The organism is Sinorhizobium sp. CCBAU 05631 (assembly GCF_002288505.1).
Taxonomy (GTDB): domain Bacteria; phylum Pseudomonadota; class Alphaproteobacteria; order Rhizobiales; family Rhizobiaceae; genus Sinorhizobium; species Sinorhizobium fredii_C.
This window is the reverse complement of sequence record NZ_CP023063.1, coordinates 3,248,030-3,267,861: the sequence shown is the minus strand read 5'-3', so window position 1 is coordinate 3,267,861 and position 19,832 is coordinate 3,248,030. Positions and strand designations below refer to the sequence as shown.

Here is a 19,832-nt window from a genome sequence, read left to right as displayed (position 1 = left end):
CAAATGGTGATCCCGGCGCGATTCGAACGCGCGACCCCCAGATTAGGAATCTGATGCTCATTTAGGGGCGATGGCGTAATTACTGGTATTTACCGACGGCCGCAGACCCTTGCACTGGGCTCTGTTCGGGGTGTCAGTTGTAGTTTGGGCAGCAGGGCCAGACTTGGCCCTGCTGTTCCCAAGCAGACGCTACGAGAGAATGGCCCTGTCAAGGCCGTAGAGCGAGCGTTAGTGAGCGTGCCTTTACAGGGACAGGCACGAGTGGCCAAAAGAAAAAAAGTATCCGCCAACGGCGGATTCAATTTTCGAAAAATTTCGTCTGAACTTTTGCGTACTGCTCAATGCGAGGGTTTGGCTCGGGCCGAATAGGCGATGAAGGTTATTGTTCTTCGTTAGAGAATCCCAGACGACATCCAGCTAGTATATCAGATACCGGTCTACTCTTGCTCGTTGTGGGATGTCTTCCATCTGACGCCGACACCGTAATATTTTCCGGTAACCACATCACCCCAACCGGTGAACTCTACTCCCGCTTTTTCGAACCAGCGGTGCACTTTCTCGTAGGCGTCCGCGGTTTTCCTGCCGCGTTCCAGGCTTTGAATGGTTGCGAGGGGCAGCCCAACTTCCATTGCAATATCGGCCTGCTCCTTTTCGAGCAGTGCTCGCGCCGCCCGAAACGAGAGCGGCTGATCTTCGGCTCGGAAGGAGCTTTTAGTCTCTTGGCTGGCCTGGGGATCATTCGGTGCAGCCCATCGGGCTCCAGCGCGAAGGGTCTCTCTTCCGATCTTGGTTTCGCCAAGAAACTCGATTCCCCGGGCAACATAGAAGTCCACTAGCTGCAGATTGGTGTCGGGAAAAACGGGTTTGTTGCTTTCCGCCGCCGCCAGCGACCTTCGAGTGATTTCAGCTCCCGCAGCGACGTCGTGCTGGGAGAGTTTCAAAAGCGCGCGTGCTACCCGGAGACATTCGGCGGGGGCGGGAGTCCTCATTTCTCCGAGAAATCGGTCGGGAAAAAGAATGTCAACAAGTCGTTTTGGGGTCTTCAAAAGCACGAAAATATCGTTATAACGCTGATATGGTGCCCTATAGGGTACGAAAGCAGCGAGAGGTAAAAGTGCACGAAAGTGATTCGGAAATTCACGCGTGGTTCGGCATGTCTAGGGCGTCTCTGGTTCATACATTGAGGTGCCTCGCTGACGATCTTGAGAGTATCTCCGACGACGTCGAAGCGCTGCCAGCGGTGGCGATCAACAGCTGGGCGATCGCACAACGGCCTGTTCCGTGTTTGATGGGACGCACGTTGGGTCACCCTTCAATAGGCGATGGAAGGCCTGCGTTGTCCAGCGAGCTCTTCTATTTCGATTCCGAACGCGGGATCGCGCGAACTATGTCGCGTTGGTATCGGCTGGGTACTCGCGTTGATCCCGACTACTGGAACACACGATACCCGAGGCGGTCATGAGAGCGTGGATTTTTTCAGACCTTCACACCGAGTTTGACGAGAAGGTCGCTCCCCTGGAAGTTCCTGAGGCCGATATCTGCATCTGTGCCGGGGACATCTGCGATGGAGGACCTGCAAGGACCGTCCGCTACTTAGGCGAACACGTTTCCCGGTCGATGCCGGTAATTCTGGTCCCCGGCAATCACGAGTACTACCGCAGTTCTATCGTCGAGGGACTGAAAGCGGCGCTGGACACCGCTTCAGAGGGCTACCCCAACGTCCACGTGTTAAGCCGCCGTGCGGTCACTCTCGGAGGCTATCGGTTCGTCGGCGCGACGCTGTGGAGCGACTTCAACCTTTACGGCAACATGACTTGGGCGATGCGTAGCGCGCAGAACGAACTGAACGACTATCGCAAAATCAAGGTTTCGAAGGAGCCGTTTCAACGGTTCACGTCAGGCCATGCAAGCGGCTTCAATCACATGGACAAGCACTTTATCCGGTGCACCCTCGATGAGCCATACGTTGGCCCGACGGTCGTCGTAACGCACCACGCGCCCAGTATCTTTTCTCTTGCTCCTGAATTCGTCGGCGCTCCGCTGACTCCGAGCTTCGTCTCAAATCTCGAGCCGGACATCGCCAAATACCAGCCGGTCGCGTGGGTGCATGGTCATCTACACAACCGAAGCGACTACTCCATCATCGACACCCGGGTGATCTGCAACCCACGTGGCTATCCCGATGAACCGGTCCCCGATTTCGATCCGGGTCTAGTAATCGACCTGGGAGAACGCTGCGATGACTAGGCGTTCCGACAAAAAAATTCGCGGACCCTGGGCAAGGCCGATCGCGAATCCACCTTTAACCCTCCCGGTTTTCTTGGCCTATTGCCAGATTGCTGCCGCGCTTCGGCCTTGGAACAGGCCGCGCTCGAAGTTCATCGCTATCTTGCAAATTCAGGAAGACTGTTACCTGCCCATTTATTCTCAGGCCGCGGAAATCTTCCTCATGGGAACCTGGGACAGGAGGGACTACAGTCCATGCATCCGCTTTTGGGATGATCTCGCCCGAGTTCGCCAGAGGGACCAAATCGAGGCACTGGAAAAACAGCAGGCAATATTTTTCGCAGAGCCCGGTCAGCAACTTGACACCGAAGCGTGGCTTCTTGCAGACGTCGTCGTGAGTGTACCGCCTCGCACCAGAAGGCAGGCGGAGGCAGCACTTCGGCGTTTCGGTATGCCCGTGACCGAAAGGGACGTCGGAATTTTGCTGTCGGAGACTTGGTCTCGCCTGGATCAGGCTTTTCAGTCACGTCGTCAGCCGACGCTTGCGATCGAGCGGCTGCGGCAACATCGGCGGATCACTGATACTTCTACCTCCATATACGAAGAGCCGGAGGGGCCAACGCTCGACGAGATGCACGGGTTCGGACCGCTTCTCGAATGGGGGCGCGATCTTGCGCTCGATCTGGCGGATTACAAGGCAGGGCGAATCCAGTGGGAGGAAGTGGATTCCGGGGTCTTGATTTCGGGGCCGCCGGGTACGGGGAAAACAATGTTCGCCGGTGCGCTGGCAAAAACCTGCGGCGTTCCCCTGATTTACGGTTCTGTTTCGGCCTGGCAGTCGGCTGGTGCGCTCGACGAGCATTTGAAGGCAATGCGTGCATCGTTTGACGAAGCCAAAGCAAAGGCTCCATCAATCCTGTTCGTCGACGAGGTGGACACGTTCGGAGATAGAAGCGAGCGTGACCGCAGCCGCGGTTACCTGCGAGGCGTAATCGCTGGTTTTCTCGAATTGTTGGACGGTTTCAATCGGCGCAAAGGGGTGATCGTCGTTTCGGCGTGCAATAACCCGCAACAACTCGACCCGGCAATCCGCCGTCCGGGCCGGCTTGGCCAGCATTTTGAAGTCTCGCTTCCTGACGATCACGCCAGGCGGTCAATTCTAAAATATCATAGTGGCATCGACCTCGATCCGAATCACGTCGAGCAATTTACCGTCGCAACTGAAGGCTTCTCGGGAGTGGAGATCGAACAACTCGTTCGATCTGCAAAACGATCGGCACGAAGACGCAGGGAGGACTTTGCCGCCACGCACATCGTCGGAGAATTGCGCCCGGCATCCGAGCTTCCGCCCGAGTATCTTCATTCCGTCGCCGTTCACGAAGCGGGGCACGCCATTGTCGCCATTGAAGTCGGGTTTGGTGAACTGGTGAGTGTCAAGCTTGCCAGCCACATTATGCTCGGGAACGGCAACCAGGTCGGCGGGACGACCTATGCGATGCCGCGACACGTGCGAAGGACAAGGACGGCATATCTGGACGATATCGCCGTAACTTTGGGAGGAATCGCAGCCGAAACCGTGGTGTTTGAGGCATTCTTCGACGGCGCGGCAGGTTCCCATCATGCCGACTTGAATGCCGTGACCAGAACCGCGACTCTCTTGGAGGCAGGTCTTGGCATGGGACACACGCTCGTGGTCTCGGACAACGCGCCGAGCCGCCTCGAGTACCTCCGCGCCAACGACCCCGAATTGCGGAGGAGAGTGCACGATATCATCGCTAACGAGTTCGAGCGGGCAAAGGACATCATCAGGAACAGGCGTGCTGCCCTGGATGAGATTGCCGGCCGGTTGATCCAGGCGAAATCGTTGTCTGGCGACGACGTCAGAGAGATCGTCGAAAGACACCGTAGGCCGACGGTCAGCCTTGCGAAGCTACCGCGCAGCATCGGGGCGTAGATGCCGACGAAGCGTTGATGCAGGTAGTCCGAGATCGATTGGATCGCATTCCCAGGAGGAGGCAGTGCAGATGCCGAGAAAGCGTCGGGGCACAAAAGAGCCGAAAGCCAGACGTGCCGGAAACGGCCCCAGCGTTCATGCCGAAGGCTCGTTCGGGGCCGGCCTCGACGAGATTGGATTCAAGCCTTCCGGGAAGCGTATTCTCGTTTCCGGAACGCGCCGGAATAAAGGGCCAGCGGCGGAAGTTCTCAAAGCCGCGGCAGACTTGGCGTCACCGGGCGCATCTCAGGTGTCGAAATCCACATTGCAGCGGATGCCGGATGATCCGCTGGGATACGATCCCCGCAGCCCATCCGATATCCTGAGGATGGTCGCGGAGGCCATTTCAGGTGAAAATGGCGAGGCAGTCCGAAGGGAGGTGGAGGCGGCGTTGCGTCGATGGAAGTTGCGGGACTGAAGAAACGCTGGGTGATCGCTCCCCGGGGGCAGTCCTCGTATCGTCCGTGCCGGGCTAGCCGGCATTGCATAGCTGAGCTCCGGTTGGATGCCGTCGACGAACCGCTTCGAGCCGCCCGCAGCGAACAACTTCGACTACGTCGGCCGTTCGGCCTCGATTATCGCCTTGTCGCCGAAGCAGCGAATCCCAACAGTGATCTGGCTCTCATCAAGTGAGAGTCCAAAAGACATTACTAATAATTGAATTTTAGCATCGGTTGTGGCAGTGTTGATACTCAACCTTGTTGGGAGGGGGCCATGTCGCTCCGCCACCTACTTATCGGCTCATTTCTCGGAAAAACGGCTGCTTCTTTTCTGAGCATGCTTCCCCTGCTCATACCAATGGAAGACAAGGCACTGGCTCAGGACGAGGATTTTCCGAAAACGCCCTCTGCGCTGGAAACCCACAAAAAAGAGAAATCATCACTTAACACCGAGGAGGGAAAGGCCGCCAAATCCGGTGATGATGACGTTGGGTGCATTGTCGGTGACGGATGCGATCAACGGAAAGCTATAGGTTTGGACAATTTCGAACGGGGCTTACGCTTCTAGCAACATTGTCTGTGTAACGTTCCTTGGGGGAGGGCGATGTCACTCATCCGATTTTTAACGGGGACACTGGTGACTGCGAGCGCCGCCACCTCGACTGCGTATTCCCAGGAAAATTCGACGCCGATTGTTCTTGAGAAAGTGCACGAAATTTCGATCTTGGACGACAGCACTGCAGATGAGCGAGACTGGATAGCAAAAAGGAACCGTGGTGGCTTTATTGTTGCTGGTTCCCAGTTCTTCAATGTTGGGAAGTTATTGATAAAAGGTCCTGGTGAACGCACTGAGGCTTGCTCGGGGGCGCTCATTGGCAGTGATAAATTTCTTACTGCGGCGCACTGCGCCTGCCCCGTTGAACTGTTCTCCTCAAAGCTGGAGGAGGAGACGTATGCTCAAGCCTGCCGCCGTCGAATGAGCGAGTTGAAGTTCAAGATTGTATTCCCGGGTGTTGGAATATTTGATGCGTACTCAAAAGCGGAAATCATGGATGATTATGTTCCTCTTCACTTGGGAACCAAGTTAGGTGTCACCCGGAATGCAGACCTGGCAGTAATCTCTTTGGTTAACGACCCCGATATGTCTGGGGTGAAGATGGGACAACTAACTGAAGGTGGTCTTCATTTCACGGTCGGTTACGGGGTGCACTCGTTCAAAATTGTTCCCGAAGACAGCGGATACGTCGCTGACAACACGTATGACGATGGACCGAAGCAGATAGCTAAATACCTGGACGGCAAGTTCAGTACTTCGTGGGAAGAATGCGGTGAGGGTGCCGGACTGGATACCTTTTGTGGTGAATACAATCCCGTCGCTGTCAAGGGAAAATTAGCAGATGCCGGGGCATGTAATGGCGACTCTGGCGCACCGTTGTTTGAACTGAGCGCGGACGGGAAGGCCACAACATTGGTTGGCGTCACAAGCTACGTGCACCCAAGCCCCAAGGGGAAAAATCCATGTGTCGCTGCCGCTAAGGCAATGACCTTCTTTGTGGACATCAGTCGATATTCAGACTGGTTGAACAGCTTGCAACCAAGCGACGACAGCGACGAGCAGCACATGCGGACTTGTCGAAGTTCGGTGTTGGTTGGTCCCGGAAGCATCAAACTGAAGATTCCCAAAAGCGCCATTTCGCTTGTGGCTTACGATTTCCACGATCCTGGAAAGCCAAATCAGAGGCCGCCTACACAAGTGGTTGAGAACGGCGATTTGAAATGTGTACAGGAGCAAACTTTCGGGATTCACTCTTGCGAAGCATCGAAGGAAACAACGCTTTCGATATCAATTGGGCCGTCTCCATTCCAAGGCATAAAGCCATTAACTCAGCTCGTTATCTGCGAGAAAGGGAGCTGACTATGAGACGACGGGCACTCTTAGCGGCATGCATGTTCGGCGGAGGAGCTGTGACGTTCCCCGCTCGATCGCAGACGGAGCATACCATGGCCGCGAACCCGCAGATGCTCGACCTCATGAGGGACTTCGTTGGCCCGGCGGATGACCCGGATTTTGGCGGAGCGCAGGGAGGCTCAACGGCAGTAGGGCAGGTCGGTACAGGGTCCGCGCGGCACATCGAAGTAGCGAAAGCGATGCGATTAATGTTTGACGCACCGCTCGAGGTCGTTCGCAGGCAGATGAAGGGCGAAAAGATCATCGTGAAGAGCGGCCGGAAGGCAGCCGATGGGACGTTTCCAACGGTCGATACCGGCATGGTGTTTGATCCGACAAACCCCATTTCGTACGCTGCATATTTCAGTCAGATCACCGAGGTGAATGACGAGAAGGAGCGGTACAAAGCGGAGTGGAACAGTAGTCGCTCGAACCCCTTAATCGTTGGCTTTTTCGGGATGACAAACTCACTCCCTTCGTCAGGGGACCAAACCGCGTGGTGCACGGCATTCGTGAATTTCTGCCTGCATGCTGCTGGCAAACAGGGCACTTTTAGCGCCCTCTCCGGAAGTTTCAGGGAGCATGGGGAAGACGCGTACGATAACGGCGGTCCTGTTCTTGGTGATGTAGTCGTTTTCAAGAAGATTGGGGAGGACGGAAACAAAGGTTTTGGACACGTCGGTTTCTTCGTTGCTGAGGAAGGCGACAGCATTTGGGTACTTGGCGGTAATCAACGGGCCGATCTGCCCGAAACAAACAAACCAAGTAAGGGCGAGGTGACGCTGACGAAATTTCCTCGGACCAGTGAGTCGCTTATGTGGGCAAGTAACCGCAGAATTCCTGAGATGAAGCTGTAGCCACTATGGGAAAAATTATTAAACCGGGAGAAGAGCAATGAAGCGGCAGCTGATGGCCTTGATAACATTCATTGTTCTTGGCACCAACGCGTGCCTTGCAGGCGAAACGGCGGCTACGGCGACTGATGGAGGGGCCGTCGGTGCCAGAACCGAACCCCCTCCTGGGGGTCGGGGTGACGGTGGCGATCAGCCAAGCGGAATAGGTATGACCGGGGGAGCAGCTAATAGTTGTTTAGAGGAGACCCCGGGGACCGGTGACGGCTGCGACCAGCCCGCAGGTATCCCGGCCGCGGCTGACTTCCAATAGCATCTCGGGTCGGCCATCGAGGGAGAGGACCATGCTGTGGAAACGCATCTCGCATTGCTTAGCATTGCATTCCTGATAGCGGCAGCCGGGACTTGCAACGCCCAGGAAGCAGGGCTAGCTGATAAGGCTTATCCTGATCAGCTTCTCAGTCATATCAGTAATAGGGCTTTTCTACCGGATTGGAACGCCGGTGATGGCGAGGATCAACCTTCCTCGATCGATACTGGATCGGCTGGTATCAAGCCTTGCGCGTCCATCAGCGGAAAAGTGGATGAAGTAGCGTATCCGTGCCAGCCCCTAGCCGTCGGACGCACCAGCGACCGCCTTGGCATATTCAATGTGTCACCCTCCATAGTCAGTGAAGAGAAAACTGTCAGAGCCTTCGACACGAGCCAAGGCCGAGGTGTGCGCTAGCGAAATACGCCGTCATACAGTGCTGCTAGCTAATAGCATTGGGTGAGCCGCCTGAGGTAGGATATGCGAGGCAACCAGCTCTATAAATGCGTCGTTTTCGCGCTCGTTCTCTTGGCGGCCTGCGCCACAGCCATTGCGGAGGTTTGGTCGAGTGGAGACGGATGGGATCAGCCTGTAGCATTTCGGATGCCTGAGGGAGGACTCAGTGCGATGGAGAGCGGACAAACGTCGAATATATTCTATTGTGCCGGGCGCTCATTAGTTGGCCGCCTGTGTGCGAGTCCAGGATTTCGTGACACCCGAGCAGATGCAGTGACCGCAGACAAGGACAATCCGCCTCTGCGTCGCCGATCAGAGGATAGACCGATGTCACCTGAAGATCGCTGCTCCGAACGACCAGCCGAGGTTGGTGATGGTTGTGATCAACCTCCGGGAACGAGGACCGAGCCGAGCCAACCGGATCGTGAAGTCCCTAAATAGCCAGCCTACCGCCGGAGATTGCATCCGTGAACTTGCGATTTACTCAGTGGCAAAGGGAGGTTGCCATGTTTTCGAACGTTTCTTGCGATCGTCGGGCATCGGGTATTTGTTACGCCCAGGAAACTGAGATGAGCGAGAAGGAAAAAATGGACCAATTGCTAAGAGACCTTGCTGATTGCGGCGTGCGCATTGAGTGGGACTTTGGTGAGGGTCCGGACCAACCTCCGGGATTTAGGCTGAATGGGTTGATATCGCACCTTGCGTGCCAGGGAGCCAAGTATCCGTGCCCGTCCTTCATTGGAGAATGATCATGTATCTGCGCAAACCAGTGCTGGGTGCGTGGTTCATTGCTGGCTTCGTCGTCCTGGCGCTTGGCTCCTGCGCAACCGGCGATGGCGCAGACAATCCGACGGCGGTGTCATTGGTCAGAGTGGGACCTGATACGAAGCCCGAAGATATCCCGTTACCGCTCCGCTGTCGTTTACTTGGGGAGTGTTCCGACACACATGAGCAAGTTCAAAGCTCCAGCCGTTGATAGTAGGGATTTTTTTACGGATAATACACGGCAATCGTCCTGTTAATGGCCATTGAGGCCGTCGAGTAAATACAGCTACCTGACGCTTTTTGTAATGTGGGGCTTTGGTAGGTATCATGTCTGACCTCCTTCAAACGTCGGCTTTTGCCGCCGGCACTGCTCTACTCTTGTTCGTTTTCGGTGTCGCGTTACTTATTCTCCCGCAGTCGTTCCTAGTCGATCGCCTTTGGAAGAGCGAGCTCGACCGAGGCGTGCCCGGACAGTACCGAAAATTGGCCTTCGGCTTTATCTGTATGATGCTCGCCGGCCTCCTGTACGCGTTCTCGATTCTATCGGAAAAACGTGATGGATTGGCCCTCCAAGGCGGCGACGGGGCCGATCAGCCCAGCGCCGTGTATCTGGAGGAGACGCCCGCCGGGGCGGAAAGCGAGGCACGATGATCGTCCTCCCGGCCGTAAAGGAAAGCCGGCATCTACATCATCAGGTGGAGCCCGTTTCCATTCCAACTTTAAAGTTGCGCTCGTCGTAAATATTGGTTATTTTAGAGAAGACTGGGGAAATACCTGAAATTTTGCAATTGTACGAGACTCTCCAACGATGGGAGACGTGCATGGCTATGAAATATTGGCTAGTAGCCGCTCTTTTAGTCTATTCGGCAAATGCTTATTCCCAAGAAGTGAAAGAGGAAGACCTCGTTGTCGACTGGCCCGCTGCTAAGGCGGCCGCCGCAGAGGATTTGCGGACCGATAAGACTGGAATCGACAAGTTCCGAGCCGCCTCGCCAGGTAATCTGGATGCCGTGGGCGTACCCGTATTGGTCACCGGAACTGGTCCGGTTCGTGCTGCTCCTCGTTTAAAAGCGCAAGATAAGTCTTATGCCGCAGTATACCCACTCGATGGTGGTGCGACCTTGAGCATCATGGGAACCGCGCGCGGGGTAGCCCTTACTGGCGAAGCCAACGCGCCCGGTGAACTGCCGGACTACCAGTCTGGGCAATTCTCCATGTTGGATGACGACTCAGAAGAAGGTAGTCCACCCAAGACCAGGGAAGCGGACTTCAGCTTCGTAAAGTTCGGTGCCGCCTATACGCTTCGGCTTACCTGCACCGTTGAGGGCGATGAGCGATGCTTAAAGGAAGACTTCGCTCAAAGCGTCGCCGAAAGTCTCGTACAAGTTGGAGGGGCCCCACAATGAAGCTTTTTCTGCTTACAGGCGCTTGTTTGGCTTCACTCATCGCAAGCGTGGCTTCGGCAAACGACTATGGGATGCCCGGAGATTTGGAGCGCAACAGTGGTCAGGGGTACAGAAGTTCCGCGATTTTTAGACCTGGTATGCGCTTTCCGATTGAGAATGGGAAGGCGTATGCCAATTCGCAAGTGTACCGTCCGGGCGGTATGAACGGCGGAGCTGGCGGCCAATGCGATCCCAAGAATTATAGCTTCCCTTGGCGAGACAACTTTTGCGAGAAGCGGAGTCGCGCTACGCCAATGTGCCCGAGTGGGCAAGGCCACCAAGGCCAGGACATTCGTCCTGGAACTTGTAAGGCTGGACTTCACTGGGCAGTTGCTGCTGAGGACGGTATTGTTACGAACATTGGGAGCTACAGCGTCACAATACAGGGGCGCAGCGGAGCTATTTTCCGATATCTTCACCTAGACATGAGCAATCTTCGCGTGAAGACCCTCGATTCCGTCGTACGAGGGCAGAGAATCGGTCAGGTTTCGAATTTTTTCGGCGGAACTCCAACCACCATTCATCTGCATTTTGAGATCAAGCAGGCAGTAGTGGTGAATGGTAGGAGGATCGTGACTTTTGTCCCACCCTATACCAGCCTTGTCGCCGCTCATAAGGCATTTGCCGACGGGAATCCATAGATGATGAAGCTCGTCAGCACCTTGTGCTTAGTCGCGTTGGCTCTTGTAGGATCGGCCGCGCATGCTCAACCGACCTACGTCAACGCTGACCCTAGTCCATACCTCATGTATTCGGACAGCAGGGCGCTTGTCATCGGCGCGGCGCGTTATGACGACGCTGCAGGATGGCCCTCGCTTGCCAAGGTTGAGGGACAGGTCCAAAGAATTGCTGCGGCATTGAAGGAACAGGGCTTTACTGTCGAGACATTGCTCGACCCTAAGAGCAATGATTTGACCCAGACTTTGCGTCGCTTCCTGCTGCAAAGACTTGATAGCAACTCGCGGCTCCTCGTCTATTATGCGGGTCATGGCTGGTCCGACGGTGACGCCGTCGGTTTCATTGTGCCCACCGATTCACCAGCGGAGGGTACCGATAACTTCATTGCGTCCTTGATAAACATGGAAGAGATCGTGGGATGGGGCCGCCGCTCAGGGGCGAAGCATGTACTTTTCGTCTTCGATAGCTGCTTCTCCGGTTCGGTGTTTTTGGTGAGAAGAAATCTCACCCCCTCCACTTCGGAATTGTATCTCAACGATATCGATCGCAAGGGACGGCAGTATCTGACTGCGGGAGGGTACCGCGAGCAAGTTCCGGATAGTAACGATTTTTCCGATGCATTTATGGCGGGCATCCGTGGAGATGCTGATTATAACGACGACAGTATCGTCACCGCGAATGAACTTGGACCGTTCATACGTGACGCACTGATCCCGATCGGGAACCAGCATCCGCAGTTCGGAACCGATACTAGATTCGATATGAAGCTGGGGGACATGGTTTTTGTGCCAGGCGAGACACAAACGAAAATAGCTTATGCGGCAGAGGCTTCAGGCCCGAGAAATTCCGCGTTGCGCGGACTTGGCGAACCGCGTCCGGAAGCTGACGAGGCGTTCAAGGGCGTGGAGGTCTTGTACTATCAGAAGACACAGGACGGAAGGTCCGTGTACACGGCGTTAGATGAGAAGAAGATACCCTACGTGGTTACCAGAGCTTTGCTACCTGGCAAGTTTCCCGTGAATACAGTCGCGTGCGCGCCAGATGTTCCCATCGAGGCACTAAAGCAGGTCACGCTCACCCTCATCGACGGCGGCGTTCCGGTCCGCCGTATTGTGACCTTCCGGAAACCCGCTGAAAAGCCGCGGCGAATCGAGATTCTGTCATCGACCAAGGACGGGGCTGGTAAGGCCCCACTTGACAGCGCGCCACTAACGCGAGCCCAAGTCGAACAACTTACGTCATGTCCAAAACTTCTCGAAAACTCACCCACCTGATAGTGCGTGTCGTTGATCTTACCGCGCAAGGTAAAAAGCCACCCTGCCGATCGCTCGGGACCATTTGATCCGCAGAAGTCGGCGCTGGAACGACCAGTGCATCAATTGGAGATCAGAATGATCCGTGTCTTGTTTGCTATATGCGTACTATCACTTATGTCGGGGTGTAAATCAGATACCATTACACCGAGTTTTGACTATGCATCCACAAGTTTGGGCGTTTATAACAGTGGACTTTTGAATGTAGGGCAGCTTTTCATCTGGGATACGAAGGCGAATACCTTAACGCGATTGGATGAGATTCCCTTCCCTGCTGAGCCGTCCAGTCGAACAACGCCAACAAGCCTGGTCGCATCTAATATTTCTTCGGTATCCTTCAGCGCCGGGTTGGATGCAGCGGTCAAGGCTAATGCCTCTGCTGCGATACGAGACAACGTTTCCATTCAGGTTCGGAATGGTAGTCGAGAAGAGTACAGATCGACAATCACTTTGATTTCAAATGAAATTAATAGAAAGAGAAGCGCGAATGAAGATGTCGACACGAGCTGGCTGCTAAGCCGTGCTGTGCAGGAAAATTCAGGTCTTCTCTATATCCTCGTTCGAGGGCTGGTCACGAGCGATCAGGCAGAGCTCAGTGCAAAGAACAGCAGTGGCGGGCAACTGTCGTTGGTAGTTCCGGGCGCGAAGGGGGGGAATGTAACAATCGACCTTTCGAAAGAAGCACTTGCCAACTGCGCTGGCCCGAGGTCCCCGTGTTTTCTTTCATTCCAGGTGCTAAAAGCTTATATCAACGCACGAGGAAACTATGATTTCGAGCCTGTGCGCGGCGTGAATAATTCGCAGATCGCAAATCTGTTGAAAAAGCTCTAAGTCGCAGCTCCCGACATTGAACCGTACGCACTGACGGTCCGACGGTGAAGTTGGCGTTCGCCGACAACGAATCGTTCCGGTGCCGACTTTTGTCATTGTCGCAAGGTACCCCTCCGGTGATGGCCGCCTTGCTGAGTTAGGCTGAGGGCTGCAAGTCCTAGTGCAAACACTAGGAGTAGTCCTATGACGAAGCATCAGATTGAGGTCATTACGTCGGTCGAGCGGCGTCGGCGCTGGTCTCGGGAACAGAAGGAGCGGCTGGTCGCGGCGACGCTTGAGCCAGGCGCAAGTGTTTCAGAGATCGCTCACTCGGCCGGCATCCATGTGAGCCAGCTCTTCCGCTGGCGCAAGGAGCTCTGCCAAATCTCCGCGCCGTCCGCCCCGCAACTCGTTCCGGTGGAGGTCGTCGAAGCGCTGCCAGCGCCGGCGATCCCGGCCGAGCCGCCGCCGGTCTGCCGGGCGCGCAAGAAGGCAAGCATCGTCACGATCGAGCTTGGCGGTGGGCGTCGTCTCCGGGTCGAGAGTGACATCGATACCGATGCGCTCGGCCGGATTCTTGATGTGCTGGAGCGGCGATGATCCCGATCCCGAGCGGTGTAAAGGTCTGGCTGGCGACGGGCTATACCGACATGCGGAGAGGCTTTCCCGGCCTGTCGCTGATGGTGCAGGAGACGTTGAAGCGCGACCCGATGAGCGGCCATCTCTTCGTCTTCAGGGGGCGGAGCGGTGGCCTGATCAAGGTGATCTGGCACGACGGCCAGGGTGCCTGCCTGTTCACGAAGAAGCTGGAGCGCGGCCGTTTCATCTGGCCGTCAGCGGCCGACGGCACGGTGATGATTACGCCGGCGCAGCTCGGTTATTTGCTCGAAGGCATCGACTGGCGAATGCCGCAAAAAACCTGGCGTCCGAGCTCGGCGGGATGAGCAAAACCGCTGGTCTGGCGGGAGCGAATATGATTCCATCCCGCCATGACCGATGCGGCCGATCAGCTTCCCGACGACCTTGCCAGTGCGCACGCGATGATCCTCGCCGAGCGTGCGGCCCGCCGTGAGGCGGAAGCGCTTGCCGCCCGCGCCCAGGCGGTAAACTCGCACTCGGATGCGCTGATCGCCCGGCTCCGGCTCGAGATCGAGAAGCTGAAGCGCGACATCCATGGCAGCCGCTCGGAGCGCAAGGCCCGGCTCCTCGAGCAGATGGAATTGCAGCTCGAGGAGCTGGAGGCCAACGCCAGCGAAGACGAACTGGCGGCGGAGATGGCGGCACGGTCCTCGGCGGTCAGGGCCTTCGAGCGCAAGCGTCCGTCCAGGAAGCCGTTTCCCGAGCATCTGCCGCGCGAGCGCGTCGTCATCGCCGCGCCGGCGAGCTGCCCGTGCTGCGGTTCTGGCAAGCTGGCAAAGCTTGGCGAGGACATCACCGAGACGCTGGAGGTGATTCCGCGTCAGTGGAAGGTGATCCAGACGGTGCGCGAGAAGTTCTCCTGCCGCGAATGCGAGAAGATCACCCAGCCGCCCGCGCCCTTCCATGTGACGCCGCGCGGCTTCGCCGGGCCGAATCTCTTGGCGATGATCCTGTTCGAGAAGTTCGCCCAGCACCAGCCGCTGAACCGGCAAAGCGAACGCTATGCCCGCGAGGGCATCGACCTCAGCCTGTCGACACTGGCCGACCAGGTCGGGGCTTGTGCCGCGGCGCTGAAGCCGCTGCATGCGCTGATCGAGGCGCATGTGCTTGCCGCAGAACGGCTGCATGGTGACGACACCACCGTGCCGATCCTGGCGAAGGGCAAGACCGATACCGGTCGCATCTGGACCTATGTCAGGGATGACCGGCCGTTCGGCGGACAATCACCGCCGGCCGCACTCTACTATGCCTCGCGCGACCGGCGGCAGGAGCATCCCGAGCGTCATCTCAAGACCTTTACCGGCATTCTGCAGGCCGACGCCTATGGCGGCTACAACCCGCTGTTCAAGGTGGATCGCGATCCCGGTCCGCTGACGCAGGCGCTGTGCTGGTCGCATTCGCGGCGCAAGTTCTTCGTGCTCGCCGATATCGCCACCAACGCGAAGCGCGGCAAGAACGCCGCGCCGATCTCACCAATCGCGCTCGAGGCGGTCAAACGCATCGACGCCCTGTTCGATATCGAGCGTGAGATCAACGGACTGGCCGCCGACGAACGCCTGCAACGACGTCGCCGCGACAGTCAGCCACTCGCCACAGAACTCCAAGAGTGGCTGCGGGCCGAGCGGGCAAAGCTGTCGCGCAGTTCTCCGGTTGCCGAGCCGATCGACTATATTCTGAAGCGCTGGGAGGGCTTCACGTCTTTCCTCGGTGACGGCCGGATTTGCCTAACCAACAACGCCGCCGAACGGGCGCTGCGTGGCTTCGCCCTCGGCAGAAAGGCATGGCTCTTCGCCGGCTCCGATCGTGGCGCTGATCGCGCCGCCTTCATGGCAACGCTGATCACGAGCGCCAAGCTCAATGACGTCGATCCGCAGGCCTGGCTTGCCGACATTCTCGCTCGTGTCGCGGACACGCCGATCACTAAGCTCGAGCAATTGCTCCCGTGGAACTGGGTGGCACCAAAGTCCCTAAAACATCAGGCGGCCTAATCTGCGGCCTTCGCCGGATGGTTACGTCGCAAGCCGCCTAACTATCGCTGCTGCTTGTCCCAACATCTCTCCCCTGTTCGCTTGCCGAACTTAGAGATCATGCGGCCAGTTGAACGAGTATCGTTTCTGGGTCTTGGAGAACTCAATGATGCTTATCTCCAAATTCCCCAAGATGGTTCTGGCAAAGCTGTGAAGGTCCGGAGGGATGACCAAGAACTTTCGGTGTGGTTGGCCTAACGCCTTTTCGTACACCATGAGCTGCCCCACTGCCTTGAGGTAGTCTGATGCTCCGGCGCTGGTCTTGATCTCGAAGAGATAGGGCGTGTCATGCTCTATCGTGAAGAGGTCAGGACCAAGTGCTCCAACTCGCTCGTTTGAAACTTTGAAGCCCTTCTTCTCGAGTCCCCTCCTAAGGGCATGCCATACGTCGGCATGTTCACGATCGATCAGCTTCGCGTCCTGCGGCGGGACGAAGGACTGACCGATCGACTCTTCGAAAAGATGGGCTTTGCGTTGCGCTTTGGTGAAAGCCGGATCGGCCCCTGATTCTGTCGTCCGCACCTGAAGACAAACATCCATGAACTTCTTAGTCTGGCGCACGACCCCCAACGGATCGGCATTGAGGCGCGCCACGGGGAAATAAGGTTCCAATGTGCCGTCCGAGAAGCGAACGAGCATCTGCGGCAACTGTCCTTCCGCCAAATGGTCGCGAAGCTGGACCCGCTTGCGGTGCACATTCATTTCACCCGAGTGCAGAAGCCAAATGTCGCCATCTGATCCTTTGGCGACCAAACCTTGCCAACGGCCTGGTTTACCACCGTCGGGTGGATTTACCTCGACGATGAGATTTCGAGTCGTTCTGCTACCGAGCTTGTCTCCGAGCTCATTCCAATGGCGATGCTCTCCGTCGCGTTCCCATCCCTTAACAGCCAGCCAGATGCCCAAGTCTTCGATCCAGAGCATCTCCTCTGAGTAACCGTGATCGGTTCTTCCAAGGGTTTTGAATGCCTTGTGCCAGAGAGAGATGCCTTTGTGTGTACCCGTGCTGCTTTCGACGGCCTTTAAGGGTCTGTCGGCGATCAGCTTTGGGCCGATTAGCGCCAGGACTTCATCTCTGACGGACGTCAAATCCTGCGAGGTTTCCCGAAAGGTTAGTGCCTTGCGCAATCTGCTCGGTAGTGACACACGGCTCAGGGCTTTGCCGTCGAAAAGAGAGCGAACGTCTCGTCTTATGACGGTGTCAGTATTTAGTTTCTTGGGATGAAGCGTTACCTCGCCCTCCACGGCCAGAAAGTGGATGGCCCTCCCGTGAGGTACGATGACGATATCTCCTTTCTTCATCAGCCGCATAAAACGCCAAACATGATTCGTATCGTGCCCTAGACGACCTCGTTTAGAGAGGTCGGGGTATGTGGTGTTCAGCACGGAGCGAAATTCTTCCTTGCTTCCGGCCTTTTGAAGCAAGTCCGCTGCTCTGCTCCACCCGACAGCGATTTGATTGTCGGCAAGCAGTTCACCAACTCGGTCGATGCGGCTTGGTTTTAGCCTGAAGGCAAAAACATTTGGATTATCCATGCCCCTAATCCTCCCCTATCAATTCGGCAACTTCAGAAAAAAGGTGCATTAAGTAGCGAAGAGCGGTCGATGGGATTTATTGCCCGAACTGCGTGATCGTCTCCCCGACAACGTCTCCGAGCCAAGGAGCGGCAAACGGCGACACCACTACGGCATCGAAGGCCTCGGATAGCTTCAATGGAACCTTCGTGCCCGTGGTCGGCATAGGGGTCGGGTAAGTTAGGCCCCGTCGAACTTCGCTCTCGTGGGCAAGGGACGTGCGCTTCCAAAAAAATACGGTCATGGGTTCCTGTGAAAACCTTGGCAAATCGACGTCTTGGACAAAACCGCTTTCACGTCGAACGAAGGGTCCAATGCGACGGCGTAAGGCCGGATTGAAACTTCCCGTTGGTTCCATCGCCTACATCTTCGCCTGTTTTTTCTGTACCAGCTTCGGGCTCTGGGGCAGGAGGAGGCGCTACCCCAACTTTCTTAATCGCTCTGATGAGCCTAAGTTGTGAAAGTCCTTTTTCCTTTTCGGCACGTGCCTGCAGAATCCTAATAACCTTAGGCACCCAGACTGTCTCTGGTTCTAGCGCAGAAAAATGGCTCGCAGCCATGTGACGCTCTTTGAGAGCGTTCTCGATCCAGTACCAGCCAGCTTTTGGTGACGCTAGCCAAGCGTCGACGAAGTCCTCCGGCGCGATACTCGCGAGAATCGGAATGTCTTCATATACAATGGTTCCATTGTGCGTATGGCAAACCATTTCGAAGAATGTCAGGCCGTTGGAGCGAACAACTTCCAGGAGGGCAGGGATCAGTTCGCCGAATTTGTTCTCCAGAGCTTTCCCACGGGCCTCAACCAAGTGTTCGAAGACTTCCCGGAACTCGTGTTTATAGGGGTCCGTTACCCAATACGAGACGCCCTGGTAAGCGCCGTCAAAGTCGTCGAACCACCTCGATCCACGTGTTCGAGGAGGTAGGTTCCCTTTTTTCAACAGATCATCGATGTAAGCTTTACAGGCGTCGGTCACCTGCCGGACAGTCTCAGATGTTAAACCGCGAGCTGCCATCATCATCTTGAGCGCGAAGATATGAAGCATCTCTCCGGACTCGATAACTTCCCTTTTCTCGAACTGCTCTTCCATGCGTTCAAGGGCGGGGTTTACGAGATCGTCGTCGAGCTGATCAAAGTTAATTACAATCTGCCATGGCGAGGAATCCAGCTTCAGGAAATAGGCGCTGGCATTCACTGATTCTCGGATGCGCACAGGGTCGAAGCGGCCTTCAACGAGCATTTCGCAGAGGACGTCATCCTGCAAAATCGTGCCCGAGAGATTGATAGACTTGTATTTTGCAGCCGCTTTCACGAACCGCGGCGGTTCAACATTGCTACCGTTGTTCGCGGCCGCACTGAGACGATGAGCGTACAAAGCTCCGTGGCGGTTTCGAATATCCTCCTTCTGAATGGCATTCGATCGGTATTCGATTGCGAGCGCTGAAAATAGCCTGATGAGCTCGACCATCGCGGCCCGATCTTCGCGATGGCGCTCCTCAAGGACTGCTACCAGTCGTCTCACGTCCTCGATAACGTGCCGAAGAATTCGAAGGGATTGCGCTTCCGATTCCCGGAAAATCGAAAGCACTTCGGCTTTTAGATCGCCCAGCAAGTCCTTTTCGTTCTTCTGTGCGAAAAAGGTGTTGAACTCCTCGAAGGCGGCGTCGACATTCGGCTCCACCATCAGGGTTTGACCGAAGACCTTTTCCTTCGCATCCTTAAATGCATCGACGACCTTTGTGTCATGGGCAATCACGATCACGCGGCACTTATGATGCTCTACATAGCGGTTGATGATCCCAAGAATCTTGCTGTTTCTAACGGAGCATCGCTCGAGGTCGTCGAAAATCAACGGTTTCGAATTGTCGACCTCGTCCTTGATCAACGTGTTCGCCAAGACAGACGTAAGGCCGTTGACTCCCAAGGAACCGTATCCGGGAACGCCCACATTTACTGCGCCGAGCTTGTCGGCGAACTTCTTCAACGAAGCCATCTTTGGGAACATCTTGGCGAACACCTGCGCCTCGATTTCCTCGGGTGTGTTTAAGCCAAACAGGCTGACGTAGTGGGCGTGGTCCGCAGGCAATGCCTTGGTCACCTGATGCGTCTTTCCCGTCCCCCAGTCACCCGTAATCAGGACAGCATAACCCGGCTCCTCGCGACCCACGTAATACGCCAGATATTGTTCGAGATGTGTCTGCGGTTCGTGCGCCAATTTGGTAACAAAATTGCTGTCTTCGCCGTCGTCCGCTTCATCGGCAACTTGCTCCTTTCGGATAAGCATATTCCAGATCATTTAGTCGCCCCAACAAACACCGTCTGGTTGTTCGATGGCACATACTTTGGGTTGCCACAACA

Annotated in this window: 18 protein-coding genes and 1 tRNA gene; 15 read left to right on the top strand and 4 right to left on the bottom strand. The window is 56.0% G+C overall.

All coding sequences use genetic code 11. The features are described from left to right. Positions 1-4: 4 nt before the first annotated feature. Both SS05631_RS31075 and SS05631_RS15940 read right to left on the bottom strand, forming a co-directional pair. Positions 5-101, bottom strand: a tRNA-Arg gene (locus tag SS05631_RS31075). 336 nt (positions 102-437) lie between these two features. Beyond that, complete coding sequence (locus SS05631_RS15940; protein ID WP_244412146.1) at positions 438-1,052, bottom strand: XRE family transcriptional regulator; 615 nt, start codon at positions 1,050-1,052, stop codon at positions 438-440. 23 nt (positions 1,053-1,075) lie between these two features. Between SS05631_RS15940 and SS05631_RS32660 the strand changes: the two genes are divergently transcribed. The 15 genes from SS05631_RS32660 to SS05631_RS15865 all read left to right on the top strand — a co-directional run bounded on the left by SS05631_RS32660 (position 1,076) and on the right by SS05631_RS15865 (position 15,862). Beyond that, on the top strand, positions 1,076-1,462 hold the full coding sequence (locus tag SS05631_RS32660; RefSeq protein WP_083853970.1) for a DUF6634 family protein: 387 nt from the start codon (positions 1,076-1,078) through the stop codon (positions 1,460-1,462). Further along, complete coding sequence (locus tag SS05631_RS15930; RefSeq protein ID WP_037417522.1) at positions 1,459-2,247, top strand: metallophosphoesterase; 789 nt, start codon at positions 1,459-1,461, stop codon at positions 2,245-2,247. The genes SS05631_RS32660 and SS05631_RS15930 overlap by 4 nt, the downstream gene beginning before the upstream one ends. After that, on the top strand, positions 2,240-4,180 hold the full coding sequence (locus SS05631_RS15925) for an AAA family ATPase (RefSeq protein WP_037417519.1): 1,941 nt from the start codon (positions 2,240-2,242) through the stop codon (positions 4,178-4,180). Before SS05631_RS15930 ends, SS05631_RS15925 begins: the two co-directional genes overlap by 8 nt. A gap of 70 nt (positions 4,181-4,250) precedes the next feature. Beyond that, positions 4,251-4,637 carry a hypothetical protein gene (locus SS05631_RS15920; protein ID WP_037417516.1) on the top strand — a complete coding sequence of 129 codons (387 nt, stop codon included), beginning with the start codon at positions 4,251-4,253 and terminating at the stop codon, positions 4,635-4,637. A 296-nt stretch (positions 4,638-4,933) separates the two neighbouring features. Next, the gene (locus SS05631_RS15915; RefSeq protein ID WP_037417513.1) at positions 4,934-5,227 is read left to right on the top strand and encodes a hypothetical protein; all 294 of its coding nucleotides are present in this window, start codon (positions 4,934-4,936) and stop codon (positions 5,225-5,227) included. A gap of 36 nt (positions 5,228-5,263) precedes the next feature. Further along, complete coding sequence (locus SS05631_RS31070) at positions 5,264-6,574, top strand: trypsin-like serine protease (RefSeq protein ID WP_037417510.1); 1,311 nt, start codon at positions 5,264-5,266, stop codon at positions 6,572-6,574. Positions 6,575-6,660: 86 nt separating this feature from the next. After that, positions 6,661-7,464: a CHAP domain-containing protein gene (locus SS05631_RS15910; RefSeq protein WP_157213169.1), complete on the top strand. Its 804-nt coding sequence runs from the start codon at positions 6,661-6,663 to the stop codon at positions 7,462-7,464. Positions 7,465-9,316: 1,852 nt separating this feature from the next. Next, entirely contained in the window at positions 9,317-9,640 is a 324-nt protein-coding gene (locus SS05631_RS15895; RefSeq protein ID WP_037417501.1) for a hypothetical protein, read from the top strand. Positions 9,641-9,810: 170 nt separating this feature from the next. Next, on the top strand, positions 9,811-10,395 hold the full coding sequence (locus SS05631_RS15890; RefSeq protein ID WP_037417496.1) for a hypothetical protein: 585 nt from the start codon (positions 9,811-9,813) through the stop codon (positions 10,393-10,395). Further along, a complete protein-coding gene (locus SS05631_RS15885) occupies positions 10,392-11,075 on the top strand; it encodes a M23 family metallopeptidase (protein ID WP_083853968.1) in 684 nt (227 codons plus the stop codon). The genes SS05631_RS15890 and SS05631_RS15885 overlap by 4 nt, the downstream gene beginning before the upstream one ends. Continuing rightward, on the top strand, positions 11,076-12,386 hold the full coding sequence (locus SS05631_RS15880; protein WP_037417490.1) for a caspase family protein: 1,311 nt from the start codon (positions 11,076-11,078) through the stop codon (positions 12,384-12,386). Positions 12,387-12,503: 117 nt separating this feature from the next. Continuing rightward, positions 12,504-13,256 carry a hypothetical protein gene (locus SS05631_RS31065; protein ID WP_157213168.1) on the top strand — a complete coding sequence of 251 codons (753 nt, stop codon included), beginning with the start codon at positions 12,504-12,506 and terminating at the stop codon, positions 13,254-13,256. 183 nt (positions 13,257-13,439) lie between these two features. Then, positions 13,440-13,835: a transposase gene (locus SS05631_RS15875; protein WP_037417487.1), complete on the top strand. Its 396-nt coding sequence runs from the start codon at positions 13,440-13,442 to the stop codon at positions 13,833-13,835. Beyond that, complete coding sequence (gene tnpB, locus SS05631_RS15870) at positions 13,832-14,179, top strand: IS66 family insertion sequence element accessory protein TnpB (RefSeq protein ID WP_037417484.1); 348 nt, start codon at positions 13,832-13,834, stop codon at positions 14,177-14,179. The genes SS05631_RS15875 and tnpB overlap by 4 nt, the downstream gene beginning before the upstream one ends. A 45-nt stretch (positions 14,180-14,224) precedes the next feature. After that, complete coding sequence (locus SS05631_RS15865; RefSeq protein WP_037417480.1) at positions 14,225-15,862, top strand: IS66 family transposase; 1,638 nt, start codon at positions 14,225-14,227, stop codon at positions 15,860-15,862. A 90-nt stretch (positions 15,863-15,952) separates the two neighbouring features. Here SS05631_RS15865 and SS05631_RS15860 read toward each other — a convergent pair whose 3' ends face one another. Continuing rightward, the gene (locus tag SS05631_RS15860) at positions 15,953-17,437 is read right to left on the bottom strand and encodes a hypothetical protein (RefSeq protein WP_037417477.1); all 1,485 of its coding nucleotides are present in this window, start codon (positions 17,435-17,437) and stop codon (positions 15,953-15,955) included. A 332-nt stretch (positions 17,438-17,769) separates the two neighbouring features. Continuing rightward, positions 17,770-19,770, bottom strand: a complete 2,001-nt coding sequence (locus SS05631_RS15850; protein ID WP_050988230.1) for a hypothetical protein — start codon at positions 19,768-19,770, stop codon at positions 17,770-17,772. Between the last annotated feature and the right edge of the window lie 62 nt (positions 19,771-19,832).